The 13,860-nt window shown below is 65.0% G+C and carries 17 protein-coding genes and 1 tRNA gene; 12 read left to right on the top strand and 6 right to left on the bottom strand.

The genetic code is table 11. From position 1 onward, the window contains the following. The first annotated feature begins 192 nt into the window (after positions 1–192). The 6 genes from AC5FRV_RS02580 to hpt all read left to right on the top strand — a co-directional run bounded on the left by AC5FRV_RS02580 (position 193) and on the right by hpt (position 5,196). On the top strand, positions 193–654 hold the full coding sequence (locus AC5FRV_RS02580) for a type IV pilin domain-containing protein (RefSeq protein ID WP_493559555.1): 462 nt from the start codon (positions 193–195) through the stop codon (positions 652–654). Positions 655–668: 14 nt separating this feature from the next. Continuing rightward, on the top strand, positions 669–1,172 hold the full coding sequence (locus AC5FRV_RS02575; RefSeq protein ID WP_493559554.1) for a type IV pilin domain-containing protein: 504 nt from the start codon (positions 669–671) through the stop codon (positions 1,170–1,172). Between the two features lie 159 nt (positions 1,173–1,331). Continuing rightward, positions 1,332–1,907 carry a DUF7344 domain-containing protein gene (locus tag AC5FRV_RS02570; protein WP_493559553.1) on the top strand — a complete coding sequence of 192 codons (576 nt, stop codon included), beginning with the start codon at positions 1,332–1,334 and terminating at the stop codon, positions 1,905–1,907. A gap of 160 nt (positions 1,908–2,067) precedes the next feature. After that, complete coding sequence (locus tag AC5FRV_RS02565) at positions 2,068–2,556, top strand: hypothetical protein (protein ID WP_493559552.1); 489 nt, start codon at positions 2,068–2,070, stop codon at positions 2,554–2,556. Continuing rightward, positions 2,553–4,532 (top strand): hypothetical protein, encoded by a 1,980-nt coding sequence (locus tag AC5FRV_RS02560; protein WP_493559551.1) that lies wholly within the window; start codon positions 2,553–2,555, stop codon positions 4,530–4,532. The genes AC5FRV_RS02565 and AC5FRV_RS02560 overlap by 4 nt, the downstream gene beginning before the upstream one ends. Before the next feature lie 94 nt (positions 4,533–4,626). Then, entirely contained in the window at positions 4,627–5,196 is a 570-nt protein-coding gene (gene hpt, locus AC5FRV_RS02555; RefSeq protein ID WP_089817031.1) for a hypoxanthine/guanine phosphoribosyltransferase, read from the top strand. A 103-nt stretch (positions 5,197–5,299) separates the two neighbouring features. On the opposite strand, the gene AC5FRV_RS02550 is transcribed toward hpt, so the two are convergent. The 5 genes from AC5FRV_RS02550 to AC5FRV_RS02530 all read right to left on the bottom strand — a co-directional run bounded on the left by AC5FRV_RS02550 (position 5,300) and on the right by AC5FRV_RS02530 (position 8,208). Then, positions 5,300–5,899, bottom strand: coding sequence for a hypothetical protein (locus AC5FRV_RS02550; protein ID WP_493559550.1), 600 nt, complete (start codon positions 5,897–5,899; stop codon positions 5,300–5,302). A gap of 290 nt (positions 5,900–6,189) precedes the next feature. After that, positions 6,190–6,438 carry a DUF4242 domain-containing protein gene (locus AC5FRV_RS02545; RefSeq protein ID WP_493559549.1) on the bottom strand — a complete coding sequence of 83 codons (249 nt, stop codon included), beginning with the start codon at positions 6,436–6,438 and terminating at the stop codon, positions 6,190–6,192. Between the two features lie 404 nt (positions 6,439–6,842). Then, a tRNA-Met gene (locus AC5FRV_RS02540) sits at positions 6,843–6,917 on the bottom strand. Positions 6,918–6,989: 72 nt separating this feature from the next. Next, positions 6,990–7,448, bottom strand: coding sequence for a GtrA family protein (locus AC5FRV_RS02535; RefSeq protein WP_493559548.1), 459 nt, complete (start codon positions 7,446–7,448; stop codon positions 6,990–6,992). Continuing rightward, positions 7,441–8,208 carry a glycosyltransferase gene (locus AC5FRV_RS02530; RefSeq protein WP_493559547.1) on the bottom strand — a complete coding sequence of 256 codons (768 nt, stop codon included), beginning with the start codon at positions 8,206–8,208 and terminating at the stop codon, positions 7,441–7,443. Before AC5FRV_RS02530 ends, AC5FRV_RS02535 begins: the two co-directional genes overlap by 8 nt. Before the next feature lie 150 nt (positions 8,209–8,358). On the opposite strand from AC5FRV_RS02530, the gene AC5FRV_RS02525 reads away from it, so the two are divergent. Continuing rightward, entirely contained in the window at positions 8,359–10,746 is a 2,388-nt protein-coding gene (locus AC5FRV_RS02525; RefSeq protein WP_493559546.1) for a DUF2298 domain-containing protein, read from the top strand. Between the two features lie 24 nt (positions 10,747–10,770). Here the strand turns inward: AC5FRV_RS02525 and AC5FRV_RS02520 are convergent, their stop codons facing one another. Beyond that, positions 10,771–11,031, bottom strand: a complete 261-nt coding sequence (locus AC5FRV_RS02520; protein WP_493559545.1) for an HAH_0734 family protein — start codon at positions 11,029–11,031, stop codon at positions 10,771–10,773. Between the two features lie 561 nt (positions 11,032–11,592). On the opposite strand from AC5FRV_RS02520, the gene AC5FRV_RS02515 reads away from it, so the two are divergent. Genes AC5FRV_RS02515 through AC5FRV_RS02495 form a run of 5 tightly spaced genes read left to right on the top strand, consistent with a single transcriptional unit; the run spans position 11,593 to position 13,811 of the window. Next, positions 11,593–11,871 (top strand): 50S ribosomal protein L44e, encoded by a 279-nt coding sequence (locus AC5FRV_RS02515; protein ID WP_089817024.1) that lies wholly within the window; start codon positions 11,593–11,595, stop codon positions 11,869–11,871. Between the two features lie 3 nt (positions 11,872–11,874). Then, positions 11,875–12,048 carry a 30S ribosomal protein S27e gene (locus AC5FRV_RS02510; RefSeq protein WP_493559544.1) on the top strand — a complete coding sequence of 58 codons (174 nt, stop codon included), beginning with the start codon at positions 11,875–11,877 and terminating at the stop codon, positions 12,046–12,048. Further along, positions 12,045–12,848 (top strand): translation initiation factor IF-2 subunit alpha, encoded by an 804-nt coding sequence (locus AC5FRV_RS02505; protein ID WP_493559543.1) that lies wholly within the window; start codon positions 12,045–12,047, stop codon positions 12,846–12,848. Before AC5FRV_RS02510 ends, AC5FRV_RS02505 begins: the two co-directional genes overlap by 4 nt. 20 nt (positions 12,849–12,868) lie before the next feature. Beyond that, complete coding sequence (locus AC5FRV_RS02500; protein ID WP_493559542.1) at positions 12,869–13,051, top strand: RNA-protein complex protein Nop10; 183 nt, start codon at positions 12,869–12,871, stop codon at positions 13,049–13,051. A gap of 4 nt (positions 13,052–13,055) precedes the next feature. After that, the gene (locus AC5FRV_RS02495; protein WP_493559541.1) at positions 13,056–13,811 is read left to right on the top strand and encodes a proteasome assembly chaperone family protein; all 756 of its coding nucleotides are present in this window, start codon (positions 13,056–13,058) and stop codon (positions 13,809–13,811) included. The last annotated feature ends 49 nt before the right edge of the window (positions 13,812–13,860 follow it).

The raw sequence follows: 13,860 nt of genomic DNA, 5'->3' as shown, positions 1-13,860 counted from the left end.
AGCCTAACTTCCGTCCTCCAGCGATCCCAGCAATCCAAATTCACCTGAGTGGTTATCACTCGTTGTACTCGGGTGCGAACTTTTTATACCGGGTATTGCCTCCTTGCCAACACACACGACTCACGGCACGCTGGGATCCCCGTGCAGACGGGCGATTCTCCAGCCACTGGGTGCGTGTCGCATACCAAAACCATGCAACTCAAAGAACTCCTCTCAGACGACGACGCCGTATCACCAGTGATAGGCGTCATCCTGATGGTCGCCATTACCGTGATTCTCGCGGCCGTCATCGCGACGTTCGTCCTCGGCCTGGGTGACCAGGTCAGCAACACCGCACCGCAGGCGAGTTTCAGTTTCGATTACGAAGAAGGCGGTACAGCCGCTAAAGACATTAGCGGCACCTCGAATTCAGCATCTGGTGCGCTAACTGTGACTCACGAAGGAGGAGACACGATTGACTCGTCTGCACTGTCGATCATCGCGAGTCCAGGAGACTCGGCCGATGGCACCAACGTGTTTTCAGGTAGTTCCGTGGCCGCTGGATCGAGTGCCTCTGTCGAGGTTTACGAAGGCTCTACGATCCGGGTCACGTACTCTGACAGCAACGGTGGTAGTTCCGCAACACTCGGTACGTGGAGCGGTCCTGCAGCCTAATCGAATATAACACAATGAATATTAAATCAATCATCGTTGACGATGACGCCGTGTCGCCTGTCATCGGCGTCATTCTGATGGTCGCTATCACGGTCATCCTCGCAGCCGTCATCGCGACGTTCGTCCTCGGCCTGGGTGACCAGGTCAGCAACACCGCCCCGCAGGCGAGTTTTAGCTTCGATTATGATAGTTCCGGTCAAGAGAACCTATCGATAACCCACAACGGAGGTGACACCATCGGTCCCGCTCGACTCAGTGTCACCTCAAGCAACGATTTCCACCCGGCCCCAGGCAATAATTCGGGTGGGACTCTTGACTCCGCGAAGACAGTTACCTCCCTTACCTTAGATAGTACAGCGGGCGGCAGTCAATGGGTTGGCAGCAATGTCCAAGCAGGAACGACCTTCGGAATTGTACCACATTCCAGTTTAGACTCAGCTACCGTTCGAGTGACCTACACAGGCCAGTCTGGAGATAACTCGGCGACCTTGGCCACCTGGGAAGGCCCCAGCGCCTGAACTACCTTCTGCAGTCTCTTCTGTCGTATCGACTGTACGTGAGTAACAGCTACATCTCCCAGCCACCGCTGCGATTATATAGTGGGCCACCACATGCGGGAACGTAGAACGACAGCCGCGACGGCGTCGATGGGGCCGACGCAGGGGATTGACGTCACTATGAGTAACCAGACAGAGCAAGTCACGAACGTGGGCAGGGGTGTCCAGGACCTCTCGAAGGGGGAGATATTCGATGTGTTGCAGAACAAGCGACGGCGATTCGTTCTCCAGTACCTCCGTCGGCACGGCGGGCCGGTGGAACTCGGCGACCTGGCGACGCAAGTCGCCGCCTGGGAGTACGAAACTTCCTGCGAGGGCATCTCGAAGAAACAGCGCAAGCGGGTCTACACGACGCTCCAGCAGACGCACCTCCCGCGCATGGCCGACGTGGGCATCGTCGCGTACGACTCCGACGACGGCGTCATCGACACGACGTCGCAGACCGACGACCTGACGGTGTACCTCGAGATCGTCCCCGGCGGGGAGTTCCCCTGGCGCGAGTACTACCTCTCCGTCGGCGCGGTCAGCCTGGCCCTCGTCGCGACGCTGTGGGTGGGCCTCTTTCCGTTCACCAGGATTCCACCGCTCGTGCTGGCGACGGTTATCGCCATCGTCCTCACGATATCGGCCGGGTACCAGAACCTGCACGGGCGCGAGATGACGCTCTCGGAGTACGAGAGCCCCGGCGACGACTAGTGGGCCGGATTTCAGCGTCCCGGATAGACGTTGAGAACGCTTCACTCCGGAAGAGACTACGCGCTTTCACGCTGTGATTCAGACACGATAGCGACGTGTGTAGATCACCGACGTCGCAGGCACGATGGATTTATCTGCGGGGTTACTCTCCGTTGGGACGATGAATACGGAACGGGGCGTCGTCTACGGGGTTATCGGCCTCGTGCTCGCGACGACACTCGTTTCGGGACCGCTCGTCGGAGTGGTCGACTTCACGACCGCTCCAGAACGAGCCTCGTTCGACGGCGGCGACGCGACGGTCACTGACGTCTCACTCCCATCGAGTACCGAAATCACGTCCGGTCGCTTCGGTTCGGGCGAGTACTACGTCCTCGTCCCGGACGCGACACTCACGGTGGCGAACGTCACCGGAACGCCGTTGCTCGCCTACCAGTTCTCGATTCCCGCGCTGGGGTACTCGCGCTCGACGACCCACTTCGTGACGGCAGCCGATACGGGAGCGTACGGGCTCTCGCTCGAACGGGACGCTATCGAACCCTCGCGCGTGGAGAGTCGGAGCTACGACGGGAGTGTCACGGTGTTCCTGCGCTCGAACGAATCCGAGCGACGGCTGGCCGAGCGGAACGTCACCGTCGAGGTGACTGGATGAGCGTCCGGCCGGGGTGGGACGATTCGACCAGTCCGCTCCGGCGGAGGGCACTCTCGCTACTCTGGGGCGACCGCATCGGACTCCTGATCTTCCTCCTGAGTCTCTGCCTGTTCGGACTGACCTGGCGGACGGCGTTCCTGATCAACGACAGCTACACCATCGCGAACGGGCTCTACGCGCTGGAGCACGGGTCCCTGGACATGACGACCGCGGCATACGGACCCGGCCTGGAGACGCCGGGGGCAGAGTGGTACGACGGCGAGCTGTTCTCGCGCAACTACGGCGTCATCTTCGCCGCACTGCCGCTGGTCTATCTGCTCAGAGCGCTGGAACTCGTCGCGGACCTCCGAATCGTCGTCGTCGCCGCCTGGTGTCTCACCCTCCTTGCCGCGACGCTTCTGGCCGGCCGGATTCTGGATCGTCGACGAACGGCGACGTACGCTGGCAGCGTCGCCGTGTTCGGCCTGTTTTCACTGAACGTCGCGCTGGCGACGCCCCTCGACCCCGTCCAGCACCACCTGATCGCCCTCCAGATCGTCCACGTGGTCGGCGCGGCGTTCGTCGGCGTCTTCGCCTACCGACTGGTCCGGGAACTCCACGACCGCCGGCGCGCCGTAATAGCGACGGTCCTCGTCACGCTCGCCACGCCGCTCCCGTTCTGGGCCGCGGTTCCCAAACGACACGTCCTCACGGCCGCCGTCGTGCTCGCCGTCGCGTTCGCCATCACTCGTAGCCGCAACGGGGAGCGGGCGTACGCGACGGAATCGCGCGCACTCGCGTACGTCCTCGTCGGCCTGCTCGCCTGGGTCCACGCCCCGGAGGCGCTCGTCGTGCTGGTCGCGCTCGTGGTCGTCGACGTCCCCTCGGCGCCGGCGAACGACGCCCGCTCGCTCGCGGTCGTCGGCGGCGCGTTCCTCCTCTCCCTCGTCCCGATGCTGGCAACGAATTTCGCGCTCACCGGCGACCCGCTGACCGTCCCGCGTGCGCTTCGGAACGCGCCCCCCGATGCGGACCTCGCGATAGATGGCCGTTCTGGATCGAATCCAGACGCCGCTGGCGGTGACACCCAGACCGATACTGTGCCGGAGCACTCCGCCGCCGGGAACGAGTCGAACGAAGAGACCAGCACGGTGACCGAAGGCAGCGCTCGTGATGGACGCGAGGGCTGGTCGACACGACCGATTCTCCTCCTGGGTTTCGCACTGGTCGAGTCGGCGTTCGAGGCGCTCGCGACGTTCGGCGAGTTGCTCTCGCAGGGCCTGTCGAAACTCTCGACCCGGCCCGACCAGGTCTACCACTCGTTCGTCCGCAGCGGCTACGTCGACCGCGTCGCCAGGCGGGCACAGGACGCGCCCAGTGCGAACCTCTCCTTCCTCGAATCGGCGCCCGTCGTCGCCGGGCTCGTCGCGGTGATACCGGCAGCCTGGACGAGGCTGAGGGCCTACGGAGGTTCGTCTCGACTCCGACCACACATTCCACCGGTCGACGCCTTCGTCGTCGTGTTCGCCGTCTGCTACTCGCTCGTGTACGTCTCCCGGTTACCGGTTCACGCCCAGGTCACGGTGCGCTATCTCTTCCCGCTCTATCCGGTCGCAGTGTACGGGCTCGTGCGGCTTCCGCCCGTCGGCGCCGTCCTGACCCGACACTGGCGGACGTTCGCCTGGACGTATAGCGCGGGGTTACTGGTCGGAAGCCAGCTCCTGTTCGTCGCACTCGTCCTCCTCACCCCAGGGCGTGGCGAAGCGTTCCAGTTTCACGCGCTCCTCGCACTCAGTACGGCGGGGCTCGTCGGAGCCTGGGCCCTCACGGGCCGAACAGTCGGGAAGTGTGGCCAGTTCGGCGCGCTCTCGATCGGGCTCGCGACGGCGGCGGCGACGACCTTCCTCCTCTTCGTCACGGTCGAATACTTCGCCCTCGGAGACAGCCACGCGTTGCCGATGGTACGGGTCCTCGCAGAGCTGGTCGACCTCGTCTAGTCCGCCGACGGCGCCACGACGGACCCGACACTCGAACCTCGACAAAGCAGAGCGTTGACGGTGGGTTTTTGTGCCGCCTCGCAGTACCGCCAGCATGGATCAGCTCAAGCAGTCGTTGCTCGATGCACCGATCATCGAGAAGAACGGGTATCACTACTTCGTCCACCCGATCAGCGACGGCGTGCCGATGCTGCGGCCGGAATTGCTCCGCGAGATCGTCATCAAGATCATCCGGAAGGCCGAACTCGAAGACGTCGACAAGATCGTCACCCCGGCGGCGATGGGCATCCACATCTCCACCGCCGTCTCGCTCATGACCGACATCCCGCTCGTGGTCGTCCGAAAGCGCCAGTACGGCCTCGAGGGCGAGGTCGCGCTCTCACAGGTCACGGGCTACTCCGAGAACGAGATGTACGTCAACGACGTCTACGAGGGTGACCGCGTGCTCCTCCTCGACGACGTGCTCTCGACCGGCGGGACGCTCGCGGCCCTCACCGGCGCGCTGGACGAAATCGGCGCCGACGTCCGCGACATCGTCAGCGTCATCAAGAAGGTCGACGGCGAGAACAAACTCGCCGACGCCGGCTACGAGGCCAAGACGCTCATCAACGTCGACGTCGTCGACGGCGAGGTCGTCATCGTCGACGAGCACGGCGACGACTAGCGAGCGACCAGGCCTGTGTGGGAGCGGGTAGGAATTTCTGCACCGACTGAACCGTACTGACGAGCGGTGTGTGTAGCTCGAGTGACGCCCCCTTTTTCCCGAGCTATGCGGGATACGGCCGGTCCACTGCGTCGGCGACCGTCGAGTCGGCGGTGGACCCGATAATCCACTCCAGGGGAACCTCCCGCGTCCGGTCACCGACGTCGAGCACGGCCCTGTCGGCGATCAGTTCTCCCTGGCCCGGCACGCCCCGGTGCCAGGGCGGAACCTTCTCGACGACCCCCTCGGCGATGTACCCGTAGACGGCGCTGTGTGGCCCTTCGACGTAGTAGGCGACGCGGTCGCCCTCGGCAAGCGCGTCCGCGTCGACGCCCGGTTCGGGACCGTCGATGGGTTCTACTTCAGGTTCGTCGGCCGGATCCTCGCCCCGGTCGAGGGCGTCCCCACGCCGACACTCGATCCGTTCGACGACTTCGAACGACTCGACCGTGACCTCGGACTGGCCTTCGTACCACGCGGTCAGGGCGTCCTCGATAACGTCCTTGGTGGCGTCCCGCCGCGACGTGACGTCGAGATCGACGGTCGCCGACTCGAGGCCGGCCGCGCCGCGGTACTCGACGACGAGGACGAACCTCTGGTCCGCTTCCCCTCGTGCGATCTGTTCGAACGACAGCGTCTGATCGTCGACTGTGAGTGTCCCCATTTTGTGACCCCCTCTGCTCTCCGTTAAAATCAACTCAGTTCGTGCCACTAAAAATCGTTCGGCTCGAAAGTCGATTCCCCGGCCTCAGTTGAGAATCGCTTCCACAATGGAGACAGAGGGTTCTGTTGAAATCCACAGCAGTGCCAAAATTCGACGTGGTTGCGGTCTGTACAGCGGGCTCAGGGGACACGTATGTAGCGCCCCCATCGTATAGTCGTCGTGAACTGCGCGCTGAATACGGAGTGTGAATCCGACGAGTCGCGAAGGGAAGACGTCTCAGCAGGTCTGATTCATGTACCCTCTTCGACTTCGAAGATTTCGTCTGCGGTGAGACCGTGTGCTTCTTCGTGAACCTTCTCACCCGCTTCTTTGCTGGGGCCTTCAAAGAGGCAAAAGACGGCCCCCTCGTCGTCGTCTACCCAATAATTCAGGTAATTCACGCCGTGTTTTTCCTGAGCCTCGATGTCTTTTTTGTGAGCTTCGACAACATCCTCGACGCTTGCATCCACGTCTCGGTGAACGTCCATATACAGTGCCATAGTACGCTTTGACCCAACACAGGGACGCGGTTAGTTATTGAGGCGTCATTTTTGCTAGGAGGTCATTATATGGCTGCCTGCTCGTTCGTCCAGGGCCCTCGTGGCCGCTGCGATCGGTATCGACATTTCGCTGCGAGCCCGCCGAGAGAGAGACGTGCGCTGTATTCAGCGCGACACTACAGAGATTAACGACACCCCGCAGGACCACCAGTGGTCAGTACGCTCCACCTACCCAGCGGTCGAATCGTGGTTGAAGAGTTAGATTTCGACAGGGCTCGGGTGGTGGATTTTAACCGGAGGAAGACTCGCTGACGCTCGTCTTCCAGGGCTCAAATCCACTCTATACTCCATTTGCGGACGCAGGACTCATCACTTCGTTCTTCGTCGTTGCGTCCGCAAAATGATAGCGGGAGGTGGATTTGAACCACCGATCTACGGGTTATGAGCCCGCCGGAATCTCCTGGCTATCCCATCCCGCTACTACATTCATACCCGAGTCGGTTTATTAAGGGTTGTGATCCAACTGCCGTCCGGGAACGCCTCCCGCGGTGTTACGTATCGTGGACTCGCCAGGTGAACAGGCTCTCGAAGACGTAGTTGACGAACATGGCGATGGCGATGGCGATGGGGCTCGCAGCGAGGAACCACAGGTCCACGCCGAACACCGGCAGCTCCACGGTCAGTTCCTGTGTGAGGAACCAGTAGACGGTGAGCTGGATGGCGACGCCGCCGGAGCGGACGAGGTGGGACTTCACCAGGCGCTTGAGCAACGGGCCGCGGCCGGCCTTGCCTGCGCCAGCGAACGTCCAGTGCTCGTTGACGAGGAACATCACCAGAATCGCCGTCTCGACGCCGGCGGCCTTCGACCACATCTCCTGAACGCCCACGAGCAGCGTGAGGACTGCCAGGACCGTGTTGTCGCTGATGGCGCCGACGACGCCGACGGAGGCGAACTTCCCGAACCGGACGCCGGAGAGGAGTTCACCGACGGCGGGCGTCGAGTCACTCATCTTTCTCCACGAGGGCCGTCGGCTCCTCGCGTCGGGCGGCGATGGCGGTGTGGAGGCGACTGTTCCTGACCTGTTTCGCGCGATGACGCGCGGTCACGAGCGCGCGTGCCATCCTGAGGGACGTCCGAACTGGCGAGACTGTCGAGCCGGGCTGGTCCTGCCACTCGATGGGCACCTCGTCGATGTGCAGGTCGAGCGCGGCGGTCATGGCGACGAGTTCGACGTCCCAGGCGAAGCCGGCGTCGTAGAGGTGCTCGCGGACCATCGCCCAGGCCTCGGCGTCGATGGCCTTCGCGCCGCACTGGTAGTCGTACAGCGCCTCGTCGAGCAACTGGCCGGCGAGCCAGGCGAACCCGTCGCCCAGGAATCGCCGGGCGAGCGTCTGGTGGCTCTGGACCGTCGCGTCGGGGTGACGCCGCGACCCGACGGCCAGGTCGGCCTCGCCGTCGCGAACGCGATCCACGATAACCGCGAACCACTCGGCGGGCGTGGACCCGTCGGCGTCGGCGAAAGAGAGGACGTCGGTGTCCAGGGCCTCGAAGCCGGCGGTGACGGCCGCACCCTTCCCGCGACGATACGGGACGGCGTTGACCGTGGCCGGCAGGTCCGCGAGCTCACCGGGCACTGCTTCCTTCGGATCGTCGAGTTCGATTCGGATCGCGTCCGGGTCCAGTGCCTCGTCGAGGTCGCGCACGTACCGGCGGAGGCGTTCGACGTCGGGCCTGAACGCGGGGACCACGATACCGACGGACCGCGCCATTAGATACCCCCACCCGGGGCGCGAGTAAAAACGGTTCGACATGTGTCGCGCTCACAGGAACCGGGTGGCTGGACCGGGCCCGACCCAGTTGCGTCGAACGGGCACGTCGGTTCAAAAAACGTATAGTTCCGGCTTGCGCTGTGTCCGATAATGGAATTCGGCCTCGTCGTGCTGTGGCTCCTGGTCTACCTGGCCCTCCTCTACGCGGGCGCGACGCTCGCGTCGGCGCTGTTCCCCCGCTTCGCCGACCGCGGCGTGGGCGTCGCGTTGCCGCTGGCGCTGGCCGTCCTCTGGCTCGTCACCTACTTCGTCGGCCGCCTGTCGCTGACCGCCGGCGTCTGGCTCGGTGTGCTCGTCCTGGTCGCCCTCGCCGCGTACGCGGGCTACCGCGGCGAGACGGTCGACCGCGGGCTCTACCTGGAAATCGCGACGGTGTTCACCGTCGCGTTCCTCTTCCTCGTCGCCATCCGGTCGGCCGACCCGGGCATCCGCCCCATCGGCGGCGAGAAGTTCCTCGACTTCGGCCTGCTGAAGTCGCTCCTCAGGGCCGACCGCCTCCCGCCGGAGGACATGTGGTTCGCCGGTGAGCCGGTCGCCTACTACTACGGCGGTCACCTCGTCGCGGCGATCCTGACGAAGATTACGGGGACCGCCGGCCACTACGCGTACAACCTCGCGCTGGCGGGGTTCTACGCCGCGCTCGTCACCGCGGTCTACGGCCTGGCGGGCTCCGTCGCCGCCGAGCGTGGACTCTCCCGGCGCACCGCTGGCGTCTTCGGCGCCTTCTTCGTCGGCATCGCGAGCAACCTCTCGACGCCAGTGAAGTTCCTCGTCTGGTTCCTGCCCGACGGCCCCGCGAACTGGCTCGCCGAGACCAGCGGGCTCCCCGTCGAAGGGCTGGCCGACGGCGGCCCGTCAGCCTTTGGCTACTGGGACGCCAGCCGGGTCATCGAGGACGACGTCGCCGACTTCGCCGGCTTCGAACCCAGCGCCGCGTTCGTCATCGACGAGTTCCCCTTCTTCTCCTGGCTCAACGGCGACCTGCACGCCCACATGATGAGCACGGCGTTCCTCCTGCTCGCGGCCGCGCTCTGTTTCACCTACTACCAGACGCCAGCCACCGAAGTCCGGCGCCGCCGAGCGCTCCTCCTCGGCTGTCTGCCGCCGCTGGCCGGACTCGTCGCCGTCGTCAACACCTGGTCGTTCCCCTCGGTCGGCGGGCTGGTCGCCCTCACTGTTATTCTCGCGCCGGCCGACCCCCGGAGCCTGCTCCCCGCTGGCGCCGGCGGCCACGCTGACGAGACCAGGCTTCGCGACGAGGGGGCACGCCTCGCGCTCGGACTGGGCGCAGCAGCCGTCGTCCTCGCACTCGGCCTCCTCTGGTCGCTCCCCTTCTGGCTCGGTGCGGCCAGCGGTCGGGAGGTGGCGTTCCTCCCCGACCGCTCGGCCCTGGTCGAACTCCTCCTCGTCCACGGCGTCTTCCTGGCCGCGTTCGTCCCGTACCTCTACCGTCAGACCGCCGACGCGACGGACCGTGAGACCGCCCGCATCGTCGGCCTCGTTGCGTTCGGGATCGCCGCGTTCGCCGCGTCGGTGGACCTGGCCGCGCTCGGCCTGTTCCTCCCGCTGATCCTGGGCGGCTGGGTCCTCCGGCGCGGCCCCGTCCACCTCGACGAGTTGCGAACGACGCCGACGGCGAGTTCGGACGGCGGGCAGGTCGGCGATGTCGAATCTAGCGTCGCCCGGGACGGCGTACTCGGGTCCTCCCCCGTCGGCTTCGAGATGGTCCTCGTCGTCGCCGGCGCCGGCCTGGTCACCCTCGTCGAGTTCGTCTTCGTCGCCGAGAACGTCGGCCGGATGAACACCGTCTTCAAGACCTACATGCAGGTGTGGGTGCTCTGGGCCGTCGCCGGCGGCGTCGCGCTGGCCGGGATTCTCGACGGCTGGCCGGCCCGCTCGACCCCGACCTGGAAACCGGCGGCCGCCCACGTCTTCACCGCGCTCCTGCTCGTCTCGGCGTCGCTGTACGCGGGCCTCGCGCTGTCCTCGCACTTCGCCGAGAACGACGTCGCCGGGAGCGACGGCCCCACGCTCGACGGGCGCGCCTGGATGAACGAGAGCCACCCAGACGAGGCCCAGGCCATCCGGTGGCTCGATTCGAACGTCGAAGGGCGACCGACGATCGTCACCGGCACTCCGGCGGGATACAGCTGGTATCCCCCCGACGGCGAAGGTTCGAGCGCGCCCGCCAGCATGACCGGCATCCCGACCGTGCTCGGCTGGCACCACGAGGCCCAGTACCGCAACGACACGGTCTACCGCGAGCGACTCGGCCACGTCGAGACCATCTACACCGGCCAGCCGGATCAGCAGGCCGCACTGCTCGCGGAGTACGACGTCCGCTACGTCTACGTCGGCCCCGCCGAGCGCAACAACTACGGCGAGATCACCGTCGGCGACGTCGACGGCGTGAGCGCCCACCGGACGTGGGGAGAGGTGACGCTCTACCGGATCGACGGCGACGAACTGCCGGAATAGACCGCAGAATCGAAGCGACCGTCCTCAGGCCTGGGACTTCCGCTGGAGGACGTCGACCGCCTCCGCGTCGACGTTCTCCGTCTCCAGGTGCATCGGAATGAAGTCCTGGTACTGGAACGTCTCGCGCTCGTCGTCCTTCCCGATGGTACACCAGAGCTGGGGTTCCTCGGGCCCGTGCCACTCGCCCTGGACGTTGACGGCGAACACGTTCCACTCCTCCCCGTCGTACTCGATGACGCCGCCCTTCCTGACGCCGGGGTTCCCGTGGATGATCAGCTTCTTCATGCGCCTGGGTTTGTGGACGCTCTACTTAGTGACTTCGAAGCGAGGAAAGTGAGGCGTTGTTGTCCGGGTTGTCAAGGGCGCAGTTCGTTCGGCCGTTACGGTAGTAGTCGGCAACGATACCGCAACCAGAGGAAAGCCCTCGGCCCGCTCGACTCGCGCGGCTCGCTGCGCTCCTCGCTTCGCTGCGGTGCTTGCTTCACCGGGCTTCGTCCAGCGGGCCTCGCCCTTTCATTCCTCCAGGGAATTGCATGGCTCGCGCGGACTCCGTCACGCGCTCACGGCTCGCTTCGCTCGCCGTTCGCTCATCCGAAGGCCCCTCGCTCCGCTCGGCGCCTTCCTGCGCTCGCGAATGACTCCACCACTCCTCCCCGGACCCGTCGCGTCCGCTCCGGGTCACGCTTCCTGACCGCACCGCGTCGTTTCCCGTTCTTGTAGCTCTAGAGTACGTTCGACACGGTGAAGGCCTGTCACCCCAATCCCATCGTGAAGGACGCTCAGGGGCGCAACGAACCAAACGGGTTTTAAGCAACCATGTCTAATCTCGCCGTAAGGTAGATATCTATGGAGATGCCACGCCGGTTCAATACGTACTGTCCGCACTGCAACGAGCACCAGGAACACGAGGTCGAGAAGGTCCGTACCGGGCGCCAGACCGGGATGAAGTGGATCGACCGACAGGAGAAGCGCAACTCCGGCATCGGGAACGACGGCAAGTTCTCGAAGGTCCCCGGTGGCGACAAGCCCACCAAGAAGACGGACCTGAAGTACCGCTGCAGCGAGTGCGGCAAGGCCCACCTCCGTGAAGGATGGCGCGCCGGTCGACTGACGTTCCAGGAGTAAATCATGCCAGGAAGCTTCCTCTCCGTCGAGTGCCCGGATTGTGAGAACGAACAGACCGTCTTCAGCAAGGCCGCCTCCGAGGTCGCCTGCGCCGTCTGTGGCCACACGCTCGTGCGGCCCACCGGCGGCGAGGCGGACATCGAGGGTGAGGTCCTCGAAACCGTCGCACACCGATGAAGTTCAGTGGCTGGCCGGAACCCGGCGAACTCGCCGTCGGCGAAGTAGACGACGTCAACGAAGACAGGGGCGTCTACGTCGACCTCGACGAGTACGAGGACAAGCGCGGGTTCGTCCACATCAGCGAGGTCGCCAGCGGGTGGATCAAGAACGTCCGTGACCACGTCAGTGAGGGCCAGACCGTCGTCGTGAAGGTGCTCGACGTCAACGAGTCCTCGCGACAGATCAACCTCTCGATCAAGGACGTCAACGACCACCAGCGCAAGGACAAGATCCAGGAGTGGAAGAACGCCCAGAAGGCCGACAACTGGATGGAACTGGCCTTCGGCGAGGACATGGAGGACGAGCAGTACTCCGCCATCGCCAACGCGCTGCTGGCCGAGTTCGGCTCGCTGTACGACGGCTTCGAGCAGGCCGCCATCCACGGCCACGAGGCCCTCGAGGACACCGACCTCGACGAGGACGAGATCGACGCCATCGTCGAGACCGCCCGGGACAACGTCTCGGTGCCCTACGTCACAGTCACGGGCTACGTCGACCTGACCTGTCCCGAGAGCGACGGCGTCGAGTGCATCAAGGAGGCGCTCCAGGCCGCCGAGGGGAACGGGGAGGTCCCTGAGGAGGTCGACCTCGAGGTGACCTACGTCGGCTCGCCCGAGTACCGCATCCGCGTGCAGGCCCCCGACTACAAGCAGGCCGAGTCCCAGCTCGAAGAGAGCGCCGACCGCGCCCGCGCCGTCGTCGACGGCCACGGCGGGACAACCGGGTTCCACCGCGAGCGGAACGTCGACGACGAGTAACCGAGCGGTTCTTTCTACCAATGCGCGCCGACATCCACGTTTGCTCGGACTGGCGCGCGGCCCACGACCGCCCAGTGTACACGCTGGAGAGCACCTGTCCCGAATGCGGCGCAGACGCCGTCAACAGCGCTCCTGCGCCCTTCAACCCCGAGGACCCACACGGCAAGTATCGACGGTCTCTTAAGCGCCGACGCCGCGACTAGGCGCATGGACGAGTTCGAAATCGAGTGGGTCGCGGACGTCGATCTCGACGCGCCGGTGCTGGTCGAGGGGCTCCCGGGCGTGGGACACGTCGGCAAACTGGCCGCCGAGCACCTCCTCGAGGAACTCGAGAGCGAACTCCTCGCGCGGGTGTACTCCCAGCACTTCCCGCCGCAGGTCAGCGTCGAGGACGGGCACGCCGAACTGGCCAACGCCGAGTTCCACGCCGTCACCCCCGACGAGGGCCAGGACGTGCTCGTGCTCTCGGGCGACCACCAGGCCCAGGACAACGTTGGCCACTACGGCCTCACCGACGCCTTCCTCGACGTCGCCGAGGAGGTCGGCGTCGAGACGGTGTACGCGCTGGGTGGCGTCCCCACCGGCGAACTCATCGAGGAGTACGACGTCCTCGGGGCCGCCACGGTCGACGAGTTGACCGACGAACTCGAAGGCGTCGGCGTCGAGTTCCGCGACAACGAGCCCGCTGGTGGCATCGTCGGCGTCTCCGGCTTGCTTCTCGGTCTGAGTGAACGGCGTGACATCCCCGCAGCCTGCCTGATGGGCGAGACGTCGGGCTACCTCGTCGACCCCAAGAGCGCCCAGGCCGTCCTCGAGATACTCCAGGACCTGATCGGCTTCGACGTCGACTACGCGTCGCTGGAGGAGCGCGCCGAGGAGATGGAGGAGGTCGTCCGGAAGATTCAGGAGATGGAGCAGGGGCCCGCGACGCCCTCGGACGAAGACCTGCGCTACATCGGATAGGGACTGGCCGTTGGCCAGCGAGGCCGCGGCGATTCTTTCTTAATCGCTC

It is taken from the genome of Halomicrobium sp. HArcel3 (assembly GCF_058933135.1).
This window is presented reverse-complemented; position numbering and strand designations above follow the sequence as displayed.

What these genes read in the sequence shown, in the direction of transcription:
- AC5FRV_RS02580 (WP_493559555.1), top strand. Translation starts at nt 193, where the DNA reads ATGCAACTCAAAGAACTCCTCTCAGACGACGACGCCGTATCACCAGTG.
- AC5FRV_RS02530 (WP_493559547.1), bottom strand. Translation starts at nt 8,208, where the DNA reads ATGGCGCGGTCCGTCGGTATCGTGGTCCCCGCGTTCAGGCCCGACGTC.
- AC5FRV_RS02565 (WP_493559552.1), top strand. Translation starts at nt 2,068, where the DNA reads ATGAATACGGAACGGGGCGTCGTCTACGGGGTTATCGGCCTCGTGCTC.
- AC5FRV_RS02525 (WP_493559546.1), top strand. Translation starts at nt 8,359, where the DNA reads ATGGAATTCGGCCTCGTCGTGCTGTGGCTCCTGGTCTACCTGGCCCTC.
- AC5FRV_RS02520 (WP_493559545.1), bottom strand. Translation starts at nt 11,031, where the DNA reads ATGAAGAAGCTGATCATCCACGGGAACCCCGGCGTCAGGAAGGGCGGC.
- AC5FRV_RS02570 (WP_493559553.1), top strand. Translation starts at nt 1,332, where the DNA reads ATGAGTAACCAGACAGAGCAAGTCACGAACGTGGGCAGGGGTGTCCAG.
- hpt (WP_089817031.1), top strand. Translation starts at nt 4,627, where the DNA reads ATGGATCAGCTCAAGCAGTCGTTGCTCGATGCACCGATCATCGAGAAG.
- AC5FRV_RS02515 (WP_089817024.1), top strand. Translation starts at nt 11,593, where the DNA reads ATGGAGATGCCACGCCGGTTCAATACGTACTGTCCGCACTGCAACGAG.
- AC5FRV_RS02495 (WP_493559541.1), top strand. Translation starts at nt 13,056, where the DNA reads ATGGACGAGTTCGAAATCGAGTGGGTCGCGGACGTCGATCTCGACGCG.
- AC5FRV_RS02510 (WP_493559544.1), top strand. Translation starts at nt 11,875, where the DNA reads ATGCCAGGAAGCTTCCTCTCCGTCGAGTGCCCGGATTGTGAGAACGAA.
- AC5FRV_RS02550 (WP_493559550.1), bottom strand. Translation starts at nt 5,899, where the DNA reads ATGGGGACACTCACAGTCGACGATCAGACGCTGTCGTTCGAACAGATC.
- AC5FRV_RS02575 (WP_493559554.1), top strand. Translation starts at nt 669, where the DNA reads ATGAATATTAAATCAATCATCGTTGACGATGACGCCGTGTCGCCTGTC.
- AC5FRV_RS02545 (WP_493559549.1), bottom strand. Translation starts at nt 6,438, where the DNA reads ATGGCACTGTATATGGACGTTCACCGAGACGTGGATGCAAGCGTCGAG.
- AC5FRV_RS02560 (WP_493559551.1), top strand. Translation starts at nt 2,553, where the DNA reads ATGAGCGTCCGGCCGGGGTGGGACGATTCGACCAGTCCGCTCCGGCGG.
- AC5FRV_RS02500 (WP_493559542.1), top strand. Translation starts at nt 12,869, where the DNA reads ATGCGCGCCGACATCCACGTTTGCTCGGACTGGCGCGCGGCCCACGAC.
- AC5FRV_RS02535 (WP_493559548.1), bottom strand. Translation starts at nt 7,448, where the DNA reads ATGAGTGACTCGACGCCCGCCGTCGGTGAACTCCTCTCCGGCGTCCGG.
- AC5FRV_RS02505 (WP_493559543.1), top strand. Translation starts at nt 12,045, where the DNA reads ATGAAGTTCAGTGGCTGGCCGGAACCCGGCGAACTCGCCGTCGGCGAA.